Annotated in this window: 21 protein-coding genes; 9 read left to right on the plus strand and 12 right to left on the minus strand. The window is 65.5% G+C overall.

The genetic code is table 11. The features are described from left to right. Positions 1–152: 152 nt before the first annotated feature. Both DQ392_RS17735 and DQ392_RS17740 read right to left on the minus strand, forming a co-directional pair. Positions 153–386, minus strand: coding sequence for a hypothetical protein (locus DQ392_RS17735; RefSeq protein ID WP_114016619.1), 234 nt, complete (start codon positions 384–386; stop codon positions 153–155). A 17-nt stretch (positions 387–403) separates the two neighbouring features. Further along, the gene (locus DQ392_RS17740; protein WP_114016620.1) at positions 404–598 is read right to left on the minus strand and encodes a hypothetical protein; all 195 of its coding nucleotides are present in this window, start codon (positions 596–598) and stop codon (positions 404–406) included. Positions 599–754: 156 nt separating this feature from the next. On the opposite strand from DQ392_RS17740, the gene DQ392_RS35870 reads away from it, so the two are divergent. Then, positions 755–880 (plus strand): hypothetical protein, encoded by a 126-nt coding sequence (locus tag DQ392_RS35870; protein ID WP_281273008.1) that lies wholly within the window; start codon positions 755–757, stop codon positions 878–880. Between the two features lie 95 nt (positions 881–975). Here the strand turns inward: DQ392_RS35870 and DQ392_RS17745 are convergent, their stop codons facing one another. From DQ392_RS17745 to DQ392_RS17765, 5 genes are all read right to left on the minus strand, one after another. Continuing rightward, positions 976–1227, minus strand: coding sequence for a hypothetical protein (locus tag DQ392_RS17745; RefSeq protein WP_114016621.1), 252 nt, complete (start codon positions 1225–1227; stop codon positions 976–978). Positions 1228–1365: 138 nt separating this feature from the next. Then, a complete protein-coding gene (locus tag DQ392_RS17750) occupies positions 1366–3495 on the minus strand; it encodes a cell division protein FtsK (RefSeq protein WP_114016622.1) in 2130 nt (709 codons plus the stop codon). 101 nt (positions 3496–3596) lie between these two features. Then, entirely contained in the window at positions 3597–4634 is a 1038-nt protein-coding gene (locus DQ392_RS17755; RefSeq protein ID WP_342774953.1) for a DUF2637 domain-containing protein, read from the minus strand. 35 nt (positions 4635–4669) lie between these two features. Next, positions 4670–4957, minus strand: a complete 288-nt coding sequence (locus DQ392_RS34485; RefSeq protein WP_181856491.1) for a hypothetical protein — start codon at positions 4955–4957, stop codon at positions 4670–4672. Positions 4958–5049: 92 nt separating this feature from the next. Next, positions 5050–5403 (minus strand): hypothetical protein, encoded by a 354-nt coding sequence (locus DQ392_RS17765; RefSeq protein WP_114016623.1) that lies wholly within the window; start codon positions 5401–5403, stop codon positions 5050–5052. 297 nt (positions 5404–5700) lie between these two features. Here DQ392_RS17765 and DQ392_RS17770 point away from each other — a divergent pair, with 297 nt between their 5' ends. The 3 genes from DQ392_RS17770 to DQ392_RS17780 all read left to right on the plus strand — a co-directional run bounded on the left by DQ392_RS17770 (position 5701) and on the right by DQ392_RS17780 (position 8377). Further along, on the plus strand, positions 5701–6060 hold the full coding sequence (locus DQ392_RS17770; protein ID WP_245981620.1) for a GntR family transcriptional regulator: 360 nt from the start codon (positions 5701–5703) through the stop codon (positions 6058–6060). A 164-nt stretch (positions 6061–6224) separates the two neighbouring features. Further along, positions 6225–7637 carry a helix-turn-helix domain-containing protein gene (locus tag DQ392_RS17775; protein ID WP_181856474.1) on the plus strand — a complete coding sequence of 471 codons (1413 nt, stop codon included), beginning with the start codon at positions 6225–6227 and terminating at the stop codon, positions 7635–7637. A 44-nt stretch (positions 7638–7681) separates the two neighbouring features. Beyond that, complete coding sequence (locus tag DQ392_RS17780; RefSeq protein WP_114016626.1) at positions 7682–8377, plus strand: RibD family protein; 696 nt, start codon at positions 7682–7684, stop codon at positions 8375–8377. 47 nt (positions 8378–8424) lie between these two features. Here the strand turns inward: DQ392_RS17780 and DQ392_RS34100 are convergent, their stop codons facing one another. From DQ392_RS34100 to DQ392_RS17790, 3 genes are all read right to left on the minus strand, one after another. After that, positions 8425–9207, minus strand: a complete 783-nt coding sequence (locus DQ392_RS34100; RefSeq protein WP_147266544.1) for an SAVMC3_10250 family protein — start codon at positions 9205–9207, stop codon at positions 8425–8427. Positions 9208–9241: 34 nt separating this feature from the next. Further along, on the minus strand, positions 9242–10606 hold the full coding sequence (locus tag DQ392_RS17785) for a pentapeptide repeat-containing protein (RefSeq protein WP_114016627.1): 1365 nt from the start codon (positions 10604–10606) through the stop codon (positions 9242–9244). Positions 10607–10927: 321 nt separating this feature from the next. Then, positions 10928–11689, minus strand: a complete 762-nt coding sequence (locus DQ392_RS17790) for a GntR family transcriptional regulator (protein WP_114016628.1) — start codon at positions 11687–11689, stop codon at positions 10928–10930. A 78-nt stretch (positions 11690–11767) separates the two neighbouring features. On the opposite strand from DQ392_RS17790, the gene DQ392_RS17795 reads away from it, so the two are divergent. From DQ392_RS17795 to DQ392_RS17810, 4 genes are all read left to right on the plus strand, one after another. Then, positions 11768–12025 carry a hypothetical protein gene (locus tag DQ392_RS17795; protein ID WP_114016629.1) on the plus strand — a complete coding sequence of 86 codons (258 nt, stop codon included), beginning with the start codon at positions 11768–11770 and terminating at the stop codon, positions 12023–12025. Positions 12026–12055: 30 nt separating this feature from the next. Then, the gene (locus DQ392_RS17800) at positions 12056–12301 is read left to right on the plus strand and encodes a hypothetical protein (protein WP_114016630.1); all 246 of its coding nucleotides are present in this window, start codon (positions 12056–12058) and stop codon (positions 12299–12301) included. Positions 12302–12460: 159 nt separating this feature from the next. Then, positions 12461–12688: a hypothetical protein gene (locus DQ392_RS17805; RefSeq protein WP_114016631.1), complete on the plus strand. Its 228-nt coding sequence runs from the start codon at positions 12461–12463 to the stop codon at positions 12686–12688. Next, the gene (locus DQ392_RS17810; protein WP_181856475.1) at positions 12682–13083 is read left to right on the plus strand and encodes a hypothetical protein; all 402 of its coding nucleotides are present in this window, start codon (positions 12682–12684) and stop codon (positions 13081–13083) included. Before DQ392_RS17805 ends, DQ392_RS17810 begins: the two co-directional genes overlap by 7 nt. Positions 13084–13380: 297 nt before the next feature. On the opposite strand, the gene DQ392_RS17815 is transcribed toward DQ392_RS17810, so the two are convergent. After that, on the minus strand, positions 13381–13767 hold the full coding sequence (locus DQ392_RS17815; protein WP_114016632.1) for a MerR family transcriptional regulator: 387 nt from the start codon (positions 13765–13767) through the stop codon (positions 13381–13383). Positions 13768–13818: 51 nt separating this feature from the next. On the opposite strand from DQ392_RS17815, the gene DQ392_RS17820 reads away from it, so the two are divergent. After that, on the plus strand, positions 13819–14691 hold the full coding sequence (locus tag DQ392_RS17820) for an MBL fold metallo-hydrolase (protein ID WP_181856476.1): 873 nt from the start codon (positions 13819–13821) through the stop codon (positions 14689–14691). Here DQ392_RS17820 and DQ392_RS17825 read toward each other — a convergent pair. After that, positions 14688–15140, minus strand: a complete 453-nt coding sequence (locus DQ392_RS17825) for a PPOX class F420-dependent oxidoreductase (RefSeq protein ID WP_114016634.1) — start codon at positions 15138–15140, stop codon at positions 14688–14690. The genes DQ392_RS17820 and DQ392_RS17825 overlap by 4 nt on opposite strands. Positions 15141–15220 lie beyond the last annotated feature (80 nt).

A 15220-nucleotide genomic window follows, 5' to 3' on the forward strand; every position in this document is an offset into this window, starting at 1 on the left:
GGTACAACCTCAAACGCCTGCACAGCAGCCTCGGCTACCGAACCCCCGCCGACTACGAAGCCGCCGCCACAGCGGCCTGACCACCACACCGACGGTGTCCGTCAAAGCGGAACAAGCTCAGTGCAGGCGGCATGTGATGCAGCGGGCATCTCTCAGTTCTCCTTCGCGCTGTCGGCCGATGTGTCCAGGGCTCGGATCAGGTCGGCGACGTTGCCGCCGAGGGTGACCAGCCGTTGTTCGATGGCCTGCCAGGAGTCGGCGTCGATGGCCATGAGGCTGGCGACGGCGGTGCCTCGATCACCGCGTTCGAGGGCGGTGAAGGCGTCGCGCAGTTCGCCGGCGGCCATGAGTGAGATGCGCTGCGGGTGGGGCGATATGGCGCGCAAAGGGTTCTCCTTCTCGGTCAGTTGCCGATTCCGGCGACGACGTCGCCGAGGGCGCTGATGAGCTGGTTGATGGTGGGTGCGGCGTCGGTGGTGGAGAGGCTGAAGCCGAAGAGCGCGACGAGGATGAAGGCGCCGACGCCGACGGCGCGGAACTTCAGCGCGACGGCGACGAGGATGCCGAGGACGAGTACGACGGAGACGGTCAAGGTCATGGCTGGATTGCCTTTCTCGGATCGGTTGTGCGAGCGGCGGTATCTACCAAGTCGGCAGTGCCGCAGCTAAGTTGGTTTCGTCTCCCTCTCTGTTGGGGGCCGGGCTCCCCCAGGGCGAACGCCCCCGGGAAGCCCGGTAAAGGAGGAGGAGATGCAATGGCCGACAAGAAGTCGGAGGTGCGGGCAGAGGTCGCGCGTGAGATTGCGAAGCGCGTCGCTGTGTCTTTGGGCGCTCGCGCCCTTTGGGCGGTGATCGTGGAGCTATTCCGTCGCGATCTTTGACGCTGGCGCGGCCAGCGGCCCCGCGAGCAGCACGGGCCGCCCCCGGCGAGCCCCCTACCCGGGGACGGCCCGTGCTGCTCCCCAATCGCGGACGGTCAGCGGGTGCCTTGGTCGCGCAGCCGGGCGGCGCGGTTGTAGAGCCAGCGGCCGAGGCGGATGCGTTTGCCGTGGCCGTCGCAGCGGCGGCAGTCCTTGCCGCGCCGGAGTTGGCCGCGTCGGTTGGTCTTGAGGTGGAAGCCGAAGCCTCGGCACTTGCGGCAGGTCCCGAACGGGGAGACCGCACACAGCACCGCGTAACACAGCGTGATGAATATGAGGCCGGGTATAGCGGCCAGGATGTCGGTCATGAATGCCTCCACAGCCCGGTTTCAGGCGTGCTGGGGTAGGGCCGCTAGAAGCTAGTGGCCCGGAATATGGGGGTTTACGGCGCTAGCGGGGCCGCTAGACCTAGCAGGGGTGTCCGCTAGGTCTAGCGGCGTGCGGGGCTAGTTGGCGTCGCTGTTTCCGTTACGGTGAGCGACAATATTGAGGAGGTCGGCGCGTTTGATGCCGCGCCGGTTGGCGCCTTTGCCGTCGTCCGTGCCCCAGACCTGGCCGGTACGGATGCCGTAGGGCTTGAGCGCGGCGGTCAACTGCTCGGCGCCCCAAGTGCCATAGGCGTCCGGGCGCAGTTCGGCGAGTCGGGCGGTGATGACCTCGTTCCACGCCTTCGACTCCTCGGCGGGCATGACCGCAAGGATGTCCGCCAGCAGGTCGAACGAGGCGGCGGGGTCGGTCTGCGGCTCCTCACCGAGGGCGTAGCCGGACAGCAGGCCGGCGTTCTTGCGCATCGTGCGACCCCGTGCCGCGATGGCCTCGGCCAGGACCGCGTCGATCTCGATGGCCCGTACGACGCGGGCATCCGCCCCTTCGCCGAGGAAGTAGGAGATGCCTTTCTCGTCCCACGCGAAGGTGGTGGCGCGCACGCCGCGTTTGTAGGCGCCGGTGCCCAGCACCATGTCGTTCTCGGTGTGGGACATGACCTTCAGGCACCAGCGGGCCGAGGCGTTCGCGGAGATGCCCTTAGGGAGGCTGTCGTCGTCGGGCCGCTGGGTGGCCAGCAGCAGCACGATCCCGAGCGCCGGACCGCGCTTGGCGATGTCGGTGCAGATCTCCTCAAGCTCCTTGCCGTGCTTGGCGTGCTCGAACCACTTCTGGCACTCGTCCACGCCGATCACGATGGGATGCAGACCCAGCGACCTTTTCGACGCCAGGTCGGAGGTGACCTTCGATTCGGGGCAGATGTCGCGGGGAAGTTCGCGGATGACCTTCGCCCTGCGGCGCAGCTCTGTCTGCACCTCGCGCATGGTGTGCAGGCCGTAGAGGATGTCCTCTTCCTCATCCCCCGCGCGGTGGCGGTGGGAGACGGCTTCGCCGACCGGGTCCAGGTCGCCAGTGCCTTTCAGGTCGTAGCTGTGCACCTCGGCGCGTGGATCGAGGGCCGCGATGAGCAGCAGCAGCCGCAGCAGGAACGTCTTGCCCATGCGGGGGATGGCGCCGATGACCCCGGCCAGGAACATCAGCGTGATCTCGACCCACCGGCCGCGTTGGTCGGTGCCCCAGGCGACGGGCTTGAACAGGTCGACGCTGCCCGACTTTGCCAGCGGCCAGGCCGGTTGCCTGGCCTTGGACATGTCCTGATCCCCCACCCACAGCCGCAAGCGGCCGGTGTGTTCGTCCGGTACCGGCTCGGGCCACACGCAGCCCAGCGGGCGCCGCAGACCGGACGCGAGCCGTTCGCGGCGGTCCACCACGTCCGCCACGGTCACGCCGTAGGGCAAGTCGCCCTCGGCCAGCCAGCCGGGCCCGTCGCGAGTGATGGGGGCGGTGAAGGCCAGCGGGTCGCCGCCCTTGGACACGGTCTGGTTGATCTGGGAGATGCTGAGCGCGGCCAGGGCGCGGAGCACGATGTCGCTGGTGAGCTTCTGCCGCTTGGGCAGCTCCACGGCGCGGTGGATGACCGGGTCATCGGCCGGCTGCCCCAGCCACCCCAGCGCCAGGGCGACCGCCGCACCGGAGAGGGCCAGCAGCCAGCCCGGGGCCAGCACATACAGGGCCAGCGCCGAGGACAAGCCGACGACGGAGGCGACGATGCCGACGACCGTGCGCCAGCGCACGCGCCGATCCCGCTGGCGGGACAGCTTCAGATACTCGCCCACGTCCTCGCGGCGGGCGGCTGCCGCACGCAGCGGATCGCCCTCGCGGTCGGCCATCCAGCGCAGCGAGCCACCGATGAACTTCGCCGCACCGCTCGGTGCCCGCGCGGTCAACCGCAGCGTGTACCAGGGCGTACGGGCGCCGTGATACGCGACCGTGTGGCCCGCGTACCCGACCAGCCAGCCCGCCGACGCGACGAAATCCGGCTTCGACTTCACCCACAACGGGAGGACGGGCCGCCGCTTCGCGTCCCGTACCCGGTCGAAGAACCCCGGCCCGGTTGGGCCGCCGGGCGAGTCGACCAACACCGTGGACGAAGGATCTTCCGGCTCCTGGGCGGAGTCGGGCGCTGCCCCCTTATCCTCGGCCATTTCCGATTCGAGCCGCTGGAACAGCTCGTTCTCATCCTCGTGGTTCACTGACATTTCCTTCCTGGTTGGGAGGAACCAGGGGTCCGGCCGCTGCTTTGGTCGGTTCGTGACCGGGCCCCTGGACTCATTCGGGGTGCTGTGACTGGCTCTCAGGCCACGCCCTGAAGCTCGCGCATACGCGCGCTGACCCAGCCGACGGACCAGCCCGTACGTTCGGCGAGCTGCCGCACGGTGTCGTTCACGTCGGCGGTGCGGATGGCTTCCAGGGCTTCCTCTTCACCCAACTTCGCGGGCGCCGCGCCGTCCCTCCGAGACGGCTGCTTGATCCCCGGATCGGGCTGGGGCAGACGTTCACGGTCGGTGCTGTCAGCCCGTTCATGAACGGCGCCGTTCACTCGGGCAAGGTGTTCACGCGGCGGTGGCTGCTTGCTGCGCTCACGCTGTTCACGGTGGCGCTCACGGTCAGCCCGCTCGCGCTCCTCGCGGGCCAATTCGAACTCCCGCTGTTCACGCCGCTCACGCTCCGCGCGCTCGGCCTCCACGCGGGCCAGCCGTTCCTCGTGCTCGCGCTGTTCACGGCGTTCGGCCGCTTCCCGCTGGGCGCGCTGCTGCTCCAACTGGGCAGCGTGCTCGCGAGCCTCCCGTTCACGGCGTGCAGCGGCCTCGCTCTCCCGCTCACGCTCCTCCCGAGCCAAGCGAGCCTGTTCATCACGGTCGGCCCGTTCGCGGTCGGCCTGTTCACGCTGTTCACGCTCAAGGCGTTCAAGCGCCGCAGTGATCGCGCGCCGGTAGGCCAATCCCGCCTCGGCCGTGACGATCAGCAGGGTTGGCGCGACCGCGTGAACAGCCACGCCCACCAGGTCACCGGCAAGCGCCGAGTCGCCGATATTGAGGGCCAGAGTCATAAGACCGGTAAGCCAGCGCAACACCCCCGGCCAGCGTCCGGCCGATCCGCCGAGGCGAGCCACAGTGGAGTCGAGCCGTACGACGATTACGACTGCGGCGTCCACCACCACCGGAAGCACCGGCGCCGTCCACTCCCACCCGTCCGGGGTGACGCCGCGAACCAGCGGCGTGACCGTCAAAACGGAGTACAGGACCGCGCCGAACGTGATGCTCCACGTCCCGACCGACAGCGTCCGCTCAGCAGAACGGATTTGGCCCACGCTCATGGTGGAGAGCCGCATGCTCCCTCCCACCCGAGGCGGGGCAAGGGCCGTGCTCAAGCCGCCTCACCACCCAGCAGCACACTGACGGAGCAGACGGCCGAGCGAGCCGAGGGCTGCGACGTGACTACGTGCATCAGGGCCTCGCCGATAAGCGCCTCGGCCCGATCGCACAGCTCAGGCTCCTCGGCAAGGATGTCGCGCGCCGCAGCCAGCCGGGCCGCACGCTCCTCGGCACTCTCGTCCGCCACGCCGAGCCACAGCTCCAGCGGCGTACCGAGTGCCAGCTCCAAGGCGTCGTCCTCGGTGGCGACTTCACAGCCAACGATGAAGGGCTCCAACATGATCGGTCTCCTATGTCCTGGTGGGAGTGGGAAGTCCGACGGGGCGGGCTTGTACGTGGTCGGTTGGCCGCACCGTCAGCGGTGTTGGTGGCTCAGACGCGGAGGCGGCGGGGCCGCAGAATCAGGCCGCTCAGAGCCCCGATGACGGTCACTGTCGATGTGAAGGTGACCGAGGAGATCAGGAACGCTCCGCCGCCGAGCTGAGCGATCGCAGTGCCCATGACGACACCGACGATCAGCCCGAGCGCGACGAAGCACAGGTTGGCGACATCCGCCGTGGGCGTCCGCGGCTTCACCGCGCGGGCCACCATCTCGACGTTCGCCGAGGGCACCGGGCGGACGGCGTCGTTCAGCCGGAGCAGCACGACCCCGGAGGCCATGCCGGCGACCGTCCCCAGGGCGTCGTCCTGGCGGTCGCGGACTACATCACCAATGGCGAGCAACATGATCGTTCTCCCTTCGAATCGGACCGGCCAGGGATGCCCCGGCCTCGAACCTCTCGTCACAGACGAGTGGTCATGACCCGCGACGCCGCAGCTCAAGCGGCATCGGCGTCGCGGACCAAAATCACTCGGCTTGGACACGCTGTTGAGTTCTCAATGAGCAGCCGCTTCCTTCGGGTCCGTTTCATGGGACCCTCCGGGCGGTGTCACGCATCACCATGTACTACTACGTACTAACAAGCAAGCCGCTTCGATCGGCGAGCGTGCTAGGACGTATCAGGCGTGGGTACCCTCGAAGGCGTGAGCAGAGCCGAGAACGACCCCAGGGCCCCTTTCGAGCAACTAGCCGATGACCTGCGCGAACAGATCAAAAGCGGTGCGCTTGAGCCCGGTCAGAAGCTGCCCTCGGTACGGCAGCTCACCGAGCAGTCCGGCTTCGTATCGGCCACAGTTCAAAAGTCGCTGGGACTCCTGCGTAACGAAGGCTGGATCTTCACCACCGGACGCGGAAGCTTCGTCCGTGACGCCGACTCCCCGCGTGGTCCGGTAGCCCCGCCCGTCACCGAGGCGGAGTTCGCTGAACTCAAAGCCCAGCTCTCGGAGTTGGCGAAGCGCGTCCAGACCCTCGAAGAGCAACAGTCCGACCGCGCCGACTCGTAGGTCTCTCACCTCCTCTCCTCCCATCTCCCTCACTGCGGTGAGCACTCAGCGCCGATACGCTGTGTGCTGCTTCTGCATCAGTTGTACGGGCGCTGGCGAGCGGTCAAAAGACTGTCCATGTGGCCTCGATGGAGCGGACACAAAGGACACAAGGGGGAAGACGCGTGGGACAGAAGCCCAAAGCGCTGACACCGGAGGCCGGACCGCAGCACGAGTTGGGCGCAGAGATGCGCGAATGGCGCAATCTCCGGGGCCGCTCACTGGGCAAGCTGGGCTCCCAAATCAACTACAGCCCCAGCTACATGGCCCGAGTCGAGCGCGGCGCCCAGTCCGCATCAGCCGATCTCGTGTCCGCGTACGACCAAGCGCTGGACGCCGGTGGCGCCCTCGTAAGGAAGTACCGGCGCAATCAGGAAGCTGAGACACGTGACCTCTCGGCCCGTGTCCATGTGTCCAATCCGAGCCCCGATGTGTCCTACGGCTCTGCCCCTCTGGAGGACACGTCCGAGCCCGAGGCATCGTCATCGGAGGGGATCTCCGTCCCCGCCCGAACCGATGACGGAAGGATCATCTTCGTGTCGATCTCGCGCCGCGCGCTGCTCGGCGCCCTGGGCACTACGGCGGCGGCAGTCTCACTTTCGGACGCCGTGGCTGCCGCTGCGCCACCACCGCCCGGGACGCTGTCGAGCCCGACGACGATCGAGCATCTGGAAGCCACACACCGCACGCTCATCGACAGCGACAAGCTGTTCGGCCCCTACAAAGGCATCCCGATCGTTGAACGCCAACTCGCGGCCATGAAGTCGCTACGACGGGAATTGCGCGGCGAAGACCGCAGCAGGCTCCTCCAGCTCAACGCGAAATACGCCGAACTCGCCGCCTGGCTCAACCAGGACACGAGAAACTTCCGAGCCGCGAAACATTGGATTCGCGAAGCGCTGGAAATCTCCCACTTGACCGGCGACGCGCAACTCACCACATTCATCCTCGCGCGCAGCAGTCAGCTCGCCGGCGACATGCACGAGCCAATCGACGCACTGGATGTAGCCGAGGCCGCCGAACGGAACGCCACCCCCGGCAGCCGACTCGCGGCCGTGGCCGCGACATACGGCGCCCACGCGCACGCCCTGCAAGGCGACGCCGACGCCTGCGAACGCGCCTACGAGCACGCTCACCACCTACGCCAGGCCATGGACCCGGACCCGGCATCCCCGCTGGGCATCTGGCTCGACGCGGCGTACATCGAGGCCCAGCGCGCCCGCAGCCTCAACACCCTCGGCCAATTCCACGACGCCGCTGAAAGCTTCGGCCAAGCCCTTGCCACACTGCCCGCCGACTACCACCGGGAACGAGGCGTCCATCTCGCCCGCCAGGCCGTCGCCCTCGCAGGCGCCGGCGAAGCCGAACAAGCCGGACGCGCGGGTATGGACGCCCTCCGTATCGGCATCGAAACCGGTTCCGGCCGCATTACCCGCGAGCTTGCACGCCTCGATACCGACCTGGAGCGGTGGCATACGGTTACCACCGTGAACGAATTCCGGGACGCTATGAGGGACGCCGTGATCAAACAGGCGTAACCTCCCGCCGCCCTCACCACAGCAAGGCCCCATAGGAGACGCCAGTGCCCCGCCCGTACGTCGTACTGAAGGTCGCCACCTCGATAGACGGCTACATCGACGACACCAGCTCGACGCGCCTGCTACTGAGCAACCCCGACGACTTCGACCGCGTCGACCAAGTCCGCGCCGACTCCGACGCCATCCTCATCGGGGCCAGCACCATGCGCGCCGACAACCCGCGCCTCCTGGTGAACAGCGAAGAACGCCGCGCAGCCCGCGAAGCCGCCGGCAAGCCCGCCTACCCCCTCAAGGTCACGGTGACCAAGTCCGGCGACCTCAGCGAAGACTTGAAGTTCTGGCACCACGGCGGAGAAAAGGTCGCATACACGACCGACGCCGCAGCGGAAGCGCTCCGTGCCCGCCTCGGCACTCTCGCCGACGTTGTCTCAACCGGCGAAGAACTCGACTTCGGCGCCCTCCTGGACGACCTCGGCGAACGCGGAATCGGCCGGTTGCTGGTCGAGGGCGGCACTCAGGTTCACACTGCCTTTCTCTCCCAGAACCTCGCCGACGAAATCCATCTTGTCGTTGCCCCGTTGGTAGTCGGCCAGGCGGATGCGCCGCGCTTCCTCGGCCCTGCGGATTATCCGTGGGCTACTACTCGACGGATGACGCTGGCCGAGGTCCGGCAGGTTGGCGACGTGGTGTTCATGCGGTACTTGCCGAAGCAAGAGAGCCAAGCAGGGCCGAATTCATAACCGATGTGAGTGGCGCCTGCTCACAGGCGTCGGGAACGAACCAGCCGTCAGCGCGCCAGCTCCGGCCTCGACCGCTTAAGCAGGTTACGAATGCTACGCACGTTGCGGAAATTCCCGTAATCCACACACAGCGGCGAAGCAACCACGAGGCGCCGCACCCAACGCGGTTCGTCCGCGTGTAGCAATACTTGAGCGAAGCCGCTGAAGCGTGTGCGACGACGGGGAGGATAATCGCGCTCAAACCAATGAAATACATCTTGAGCCATATGCTCTAGCGAATAAACTCGACGTGGCCTGGTTGCAGGGTCTCTTGCGTGATCAGGAATTCCTTCGATCCCTTCTTCCTCCATAGCGTGCGCTTCCCTGATAGTGCGGTAGAGCCACGAGACGCCGGACCCGAGTCTTCCTGCTGATTCAGTGCGATCCATCATGTGGCATGCACTCCCGCAGAGCATCAGGCCATAGGGGCGTTGCTCTCCAATCATCTCCCCTTCCAGAGTCCCTCCAAATAGTGCGATGTCATCGGGAACCCCAGGTCGGACGCTATCTTTCCCTGACGTGCCGTACCCCATGGGCAGATCAAAGCGGATCCAATCACCAGGGCGGACGCCGGGGTCCGTGAAGTCTCGCGCATCACGATCGCGCTCTTTCAGAATCTTGTCGAGTTTCCGACGTGTTTCCCCGTTCCCCGCCCCGCTCGGGGAGAACAACGTGCGCGCTCTTGCGATTTTCGCGTTCACCTCAAACTCCGCTTCAGCGAGGGAAAGTTTTAACCCGTCCTCGAAAGCAGCAACTTTACCTGACGACAGGTAAATCCTTTGTCGCAACATTTTGGTAACTCCTGCGGATGAAGGTGAAGGGAGTTCAGAGTGAAACGGAAATATCGATTCCTATGGGCCAATTTTTTACAGCTTCTCTTACCATAGAATCACGCTCCGCCTCGCTAGGGATAGACTGCATAAGCCCTGTTTCATGGCTCAAGGCCGCGTCACTGATGCAGCATTGTGGCACCTGTCTTTCATCTCCCAAGATTGGCACACCGGCCAGATCATCGTACGCCTTGATTCGACGCAGAATGCATGCGTCCTTTGAGAGATCTTCTGGGAGCTTTACGTCAGCGCTGATCATTGCCTTTTGGAGCAGGGATGCTTCGACGCCCCTTGTTTCGCTAAGGTCGCCAGCAACAATTATCGCCCAATCAAGGTTTGAATCTTGAAAGTCGGAATCTGGGTAATTCGAACCAGCGACTCTCGCAACGGCCCACTTAGTTGACCTAAAGAACGACGAACCCATGGTGGAATTCATGATCATGGAGAAGCGGAGGTCGCTCCTTTCGAAGTTTGACTCATGAATCGATGAATCGGTCCAGTGTGAAGCCCACAAGTCGGCACCCGAGAAGTCAGCCTGATGGAATTCACATCCACTGAACCACGCTCGACTCAGATCGGCAGAGTCGAAATTTGTGTTAGAACCTTTCGCGTCGTTCAGGAAACATCCATCCATAAGCGATTCAATGAAACAGGTGCCGTCGATAAGGGCTCCTCGAAAGGACACGCCGTGGAGATGGGATGCCGAGTAGTCTGCTTCCCGTAAATCGGACTCGGAAAAATCCAAACCAACGAAATATCCATCGGAGAGGTCGGCGCCACGCAGATCAACATTGCGCAGATTAATCCGATTCTTTTCTGCCCTTATGGGACGACGGCCGAGTACGTTAAGCGCGGCCTGAACTACCGCATTTGGCCTATCACTCTCGGTGTAATTAGATGATCCCCCGGACGATGGCGATCGCTCTCGAATGAATGCGGCCAGAACTTCCACAACAGTGGAGTGGTCTTTCTCTGAATCTTTCATGATTCGCTCTAGTGCATAAATCCCGCCAAGGCATTTCGTGGCCTCCTCGTCCGCCAGGAGCTTAATCGCCTCGACGTAACGATCTGTCACCTGCCCTTCTCTGGTTAGCTCTGCTTGCTCGCGATCCCTTTCACGTGTGTGCTTTAAAGTGTTACGCGTATAGAAGATCCCCAACCCAGCAATGAAGGCAGTGCCCAGGGCGACAAGAGCAGTCCGTACGCCCGTGATAACAACGCCGTCACCAGGCTGCAAATCTTTCTCTCGCAAATGTGCGCCATCCATCCACCACGGAAGCCGCCAGAAAAGCAATGCAAATAACGCAACCCCGGACACTGTGGCTACGCAGCCCAACAAAAGCTTCATGCGCCCTGTCATGCTCAGCAGTATGCCCCCCTGAGAGCTAAGAAAAAGGTGAAGAGGTTGCCTTTGAGGTTCGCCTGAGCTTCAGACTCATCGATGCCCTAGGTCCGAGCCGTGCGTAGCCTTTGCTGGAGCCCTGCTGTACAGCAGGGCTCCAGGGTGGCTGTGTAAACGCAGGTGACCTATCGCTCGGCAAAGCTCATACCGGGGTGCCGTGACAGCGCCGAAAGATCGCCTGGCGGCCCTCGGAGTATGAGCCCCATGGAGGGCTTGGGGCCGTACGGCGTCTAGCTACGAGGCCCTTAAGGTCAGTAAGCCTCCGACTTCGCCCCTGCTTCACCCCTCAGAACCGATCTGCACCTCATACACGATCTCCGCATGAGCCGCCGGAACGATGATGTCGGCCGTCTCAACAGGACGCCCGTCATCTTTGTAGTACGTGCGCCGGATACGTGTAACCAGCGATCCCCGCTGAAGGCCGAGTAGCTGCGCTTCTTCGGCCGTGGCGTGCCCCGGCTCCGGCTGCTCAACCGCGTGGCTGATCTGGACATCGATCGCAGCCATGCGTTCCACAACACCGCGACCGGCGTACGGTCCGCCCTCGGGAAGAACAACGATGGTGCCGCCCGTCAGCGCGTACGGCTCCCAACTGGTCGACAGCTGGACCGGCTTGCTGTCCGACAGGAACTCGTACCGCGTCCGCACGCACAAGTCGCCCTCATCGATCCCGAGCCGGGCCGCGATGTCCGGCGGCGCCGGCACCTTCGCGTCCGTGTGGTGCTCCCATGTGCCGCTGCGACCGAGTGCGGCCATGTCCGCGCGGAACGGTGAGCCGCCCCGCCGCTCACGACTGAGTGAGCGGACCATTCGCATGCGCCGACGCGGTTCCGCGACGTACGTGCCCGAGCCCGCGCGGCCCTCCAGCAGGCCTTGGGAAATCAGTAGCTCCTGCGCTCTGCGAATGACGTTGTCGCCCACGCCGTACTCGGCGCTCAGGGCGGCGCGGGAAGGGAGCCGGTCGCCAGGTGTCCAGTCGCCGTCAGCGATGCGCTGCCGGAACAGGTCGGCGATGCGGAGATAGGGCGGCTGCTCAGGCATGTGGAAAATCTAGTCCACTAGCTCTAACCTAGTTAACTAGCTTTACTCCACGTGACCGACTCGTGGCGGAGGATCGTCATGCCTCAATCCATCGTTCGAGCGCGTTCGATCGCAGCGCGACTCTCCGCCCTCGGCCTGAAACCGCACCTCAAGCAGGGGCGCGAGTGCGTCCGAGTCGAGGTGACGCCACCCAACTCGCCGACACCGGCGGCCTGGCTGGCACTGCTGGCTGCGCTGGAGCAAGGCGACCAGTTCGGGCTCCACACCGACGGCCAAACCGCCGTCGCGTGGGCCCTCGTCTTCAACGAGGGTCCCCCTGCGCCTCCCGCGCAGTGAGCGGACCCGCAGCCATAGGGAGCTGCAACCATGCGCAACCACCTACGCGAGATGTTCGGCAGGTTCCTGCGGTGGCTCATCTGCCCAGCGGAACAGTCCCGGCAGAAAGACAGATTCAAGGTGTCCTTGGCGCCGCCCATCTGGTCCCCACCAATCCGCTGGCAGCCACCGGCCGCCCCCGCCCTCAACGACGGCACACTCGTGCGTCCGTACTTCCTGGCGTACGAGGCACGTGTGAAGCAGGCCGCCGGTCGTCCGCTCGGCGGTGAGTGTTGATGAGCTACCGCTCTCCCGCGTGCGGGCTCGGCCGGCATCTCGAATGCCGCCACGGGAACCCCACGCAGCCGACACCAAACAGAGGCGTGTTCTTCGAGCCCTGCGAGTGCGCGTGCCACGCGCAGCAGCCCAGCTTCCCGCCAAAGAAAAGGGCAGCGAATGGCGCGCAGTGAGCGACAGGTAGCCATCACCGCCGACGGCGGAGCGCTCCGCCGAGGCGACGTGATCCAGGTCGGTGGTCAGCCGATGGCCGTGGCCGACATCCGTCACCTCACGGGCGGAGCGAAGCTCGTCGCGTTCACAACTGGCGACATCCTGACCATCACACCCAGGACGACGCTGGTCGTCCTGCGCACCGTAGCGGGCTGGGAGGGCCCAGTATGTTGATCTACGACCGAGCCAAGACCCCCATGCCCTCACCCGAGCTCCGGCTTCTGCCATGGACGTCGGACAGTGGGAACCCCTGCTACCTCAACGGTGACGCTGACTCCGTGATGGCCATGTACGCCGACGAGGTCGAGGAGGCCCAGTTGGAGGACGGCGACGATGCCCTCAAGCGGGCCGTGCAGGTCATCGACAAAGCGGGAGCTGAAGGCGAGGACGACGAACAGACGAAAGCCTTCAAGGCGGCGGCTGCAGCCTTGAGCAACTGTCTGCGGGTCGCCGACAGCAGGGGCGCGAGGATGCCGGACTACGAGCGCGCCGAGATCACGTGCGACGCCCGAGAGGGCGACGATGACGACGGCAGCGGTCCTCGGCTCCCCGCCGAATCCTTCGGCTGAGCTGCACCGACGCCAACCGTCCCCGTCTCAATTTCCGTCTCATTCACTCCCGTCCAGGCTCGTTCATCGGCATCCGGCACCAATCCAACACCCCTCCTGACCAGCACCAGCGAACGGCCCTGAACGACCCCGTACACCCCCTCACCGCCCCGAACAGACCTCGAAAGCGAGTGAGGGGGCAACTCCTCCGTGGGTTCAAATCCCACCGCTACCGCTCTTGAGCAGGATGAACGTGGGCCCCGACCGGTGACGGTCGGGGCCCACGTCGTGTGCCCCGGTGGCGGCCGATGCTCTGGGTCATGCCGTTGAGGACGCGAAGTCGCGACAAGCTGGGCACTCGCGGACCACGGGGTGGGAACAGTCCAGGACGTGATCGAGGAAGGTCGCGGTCCGTTCGAGCCGGGCGCGTTGCCGGTCGATCGCGTCGCGTTGCTCCGCGATGAGGTGTCTGCGGTCTTGTCGCCGGCCGTTCAGCAGCTGGGCGATCACGCTCAGCGACATGCCGGCCTGCCGGCACTTGACTGCGATCGAGAGCGCGTCCAGCAGTTCCGGATCGTAGCGTCGGGCATCTCCTGCGGTGCGAAGTGGAGTGATCACCCCCTCGGCCTCCCAGTGCCGGAGGAGGTGCGTGGAGACCCCGAGACGTGCAGCGGCCTCGCCGATTGCCAGTAGCTGAGTGGGCATGGGTCCATGGTCCTTGACTTCGTGTCGGCGCGAACTCCTAGCGTCCACCGCGTGCGAATCCACGAACTCAACTGCGGGACCCTCGACGTCCCCGGCGGGGAAGCCGTCTTCGGGGTACCCCACTTCGTCTGCCGATGCCTCCTGATCGAGTTGGGGGACCGGCTCGTCGCCGTCGACACCGGGATTGGGCGGGGAGACATCGAGTCCCCCGGGCTTCGCCTGGGAAAGGACTGGATCGCGCAGGTCGGCCCGGCTCTCGATCCCGGCGAAACGCTGTTGGCCCGTGTCGTCTCGCTGGGTTTCGATCCAGGAGACGTCTCGGACGTGATCCTGACCCACCACCACCGCGACCACGTCGGGGGTCTCTCCGACTTCCCCTCGGCCCGGGTGCACGCCACGAGCGCGTGCCGGTCAGCCGTGGAGGAAGGCGAGGGGCGTGTCATGCCCGCGCAGTGGGCGCATGGCGTGGTGTGGGCTCCCGCGCCCGTGCCGGCGGCTGGTTGGCGGGGGCGGGCCACCTGGACACTCGACGACGTCCCCGCCTCGATCCGTCTGGTCGCGCTGTCCGGCCACTCGCCGGGGCACGCCGGCGTGCTCGTCGACGACGCCCTCGGGGGTCAGGATCTCCTGCACGTCGGCGACGCGGTCCACCATCACGCACAGCTCACCCGCGCGGCACCGCCCGCCGTCGAAGCGTTCGCCGCCTCCACGCAGCACGACGAAACCGCCAGGCTTTACACGCAACGGCTGCTGGCGGAGCTTGCCGACGAGGGGTCGGTACGTCTGGTCAACTCACACGACCCCGAGCCCCTCAACGGCCCCGTCAACACTCCCGACCCCGTCGACGACCCCGACCCCGTCAACCTGTCCCGTCAACCCCCTACTGCCCGGCGCACCGGCGCGGACCAGCACGGTCGCGACTAGCCGTTGACATCCAAGGCCGTCCCGTACAGGTGCTCCACCCGCAGCCGGATGACGATCCTGCGCTCGGCGACCAGTTGCTCGAGAAACGCGTCCTCGTCCTCCGGTTGGGCGGGGACGACCGTCAGCAACTCCCGCCCGACCGCGTCGCCGGGAATCGTGGTGAGCTCGGAAACCTCCGCGACACCTTCGGCGACGGCGAACGACCAGACGTCGCCACCCTGCACGTGCAGCGCCGCGCGAGGGTTGCGCCGCACGTGCTGGACCTTGACGCGGTCGGCCGTGGTGGACAGCCGCACGATGCGGGCTCGGGGATCCCAGCTGTAGAGCATGGTGGTCAGGTGAGGATGACCACTTTTTTTGACAGTGGCGAGGGTTCCGAACTGCTGCTTGGCGAGTAGGTCGGAGAGTGCCGCGTCGGACAGGGCTCGTGGTGCGGGTCCTTGAGTCATGCTGTGACCAACTCCCCCGGTCTCGCGGTCATTCCACGTTCCTCCCGCGCTCCTGCCCCTCCACGGACGCGACAGGTGAG

Source organism: Streptomyces reniochalinae (genome assembly GCF_003323735.1).
Taxonomy (GTDB): domain Bacteria; phylum Actinomycetota; class Actinomycetes; order Streptomycetales; family Streptomycetaceae; genus Streptomyces; species Streptomyces reniochalinae.

Excerpts from the sequence above, each read along its gene's own strand:
- DQ392_RS17765 (WP_114016623.1), bottom strand. The coding sequence starts at position 5,403 with ATGTTGCTCGCCATTGGTGATGTAGTCCGCGACCGCCAGGACGACGCC.
- DQ392_RS17740 (WP_114016620.1), bottom strand. The coding sequence starts at position 598 with ATGACCTTGACCGTCTCCGTCGTACTCGTCCTCGGCATCCTCGTCGCC.
- DQ392_RS34485 (WP_181856491.1), bottom strand. The coding sequence starts at position 4,957 with ATGTTGGAGCCCTTCATCGTTGGCTGTGAAGTCGCCACCGAGGACGAC.
- DQ392_RS17810 (WP_181856475.1), top strand. The coding sequence starts at position 12,682 with ATGTTGATCTACGACCGAGCCAAGACCCCCATGCCCTCACCCGAGCTC.
- DQ392_RS17755 (WP_342774953.1), bottom strand. The coding sequence starts at position 4,634 with ATGCGGCTCTCCACCATGAGCGTGGGCCAAATCCGTTCTGCTGAGCGG.
- DQ392_RS17800 (WP_114016630.1), top strand. The coding sequence starts at position 12,056 with ATGCGCAACCACCTACGCGAGATGTTCGGCAGGTTCCTGCGGTGGCTC.
- DQ392_RS17815 (WP_114016632.1), bottom strand. The coding sequence starts at position 13,767 with ATGCCCACTCAGCTACTGGCAATCGGCGAGGCCGCTGCACGTCTCGGG.
- DQ392_RS17805 (WP_114016631.1), top strand. The coding sequence starts at position 12,461 with ATGGCGCGCAGTGAGCGACAGGTAGCCATCACCGCCGACGGCGGAGCG.
- DQ392_RS17795 (WP_114016629.1), top strand. The coding sequence starts at position 11,768 with ATGCCTCAATCCATCGTTCGAGCGCGTTCGATCGCAGCGCGACTCTCC.
- DQ392_RS17790 (WP_114016628.1), bottom strand. The coding sequence starts at position 11,689 with ATGCCTGAGCAGCCGCCCTATCTCCGCATCGCCGACCTGTTCCGGCAG.
- DQ392_RS17785 (WP_114016627.1), bottom strand. The coding sequence starts at position 10,606 with ATGACAGGGCGCATGAAGCTTTTGTTGGGCTGCGTAGCCACAGTGTCC.
- DQ392_RS17825 (WP_114016634.1), bottom strand. The coding sequence starts at position 15,140 with ATGACTCAAGGACCCGCACCACGAGCCCTGTCCGACGCGGCACTCTCC.
- DQ392_RS34100 (WP_147266544.1), bottom strand. The coding sequence starts at position 9,207 with ATGTTGCGACAAAGGATTTACCTGTCGTCAGGTAAAGTTGCTGCTTTC.
- DQ392_RS17745 (WP_114016621.1), bottom strand. The coding sequence starts at position 1,227 with ATGACCGACATCCTGGCCGCTATACCCGGCCTCATATTCATCACGCTG.
- DQ392_RS35870 (WP_281273008.1), top strand. The coding sequence starts at position 755 with ATGGCCGACAAGAAGTCGGAGGTGCGGGCAGAGGTCGCGCGTGAGATT.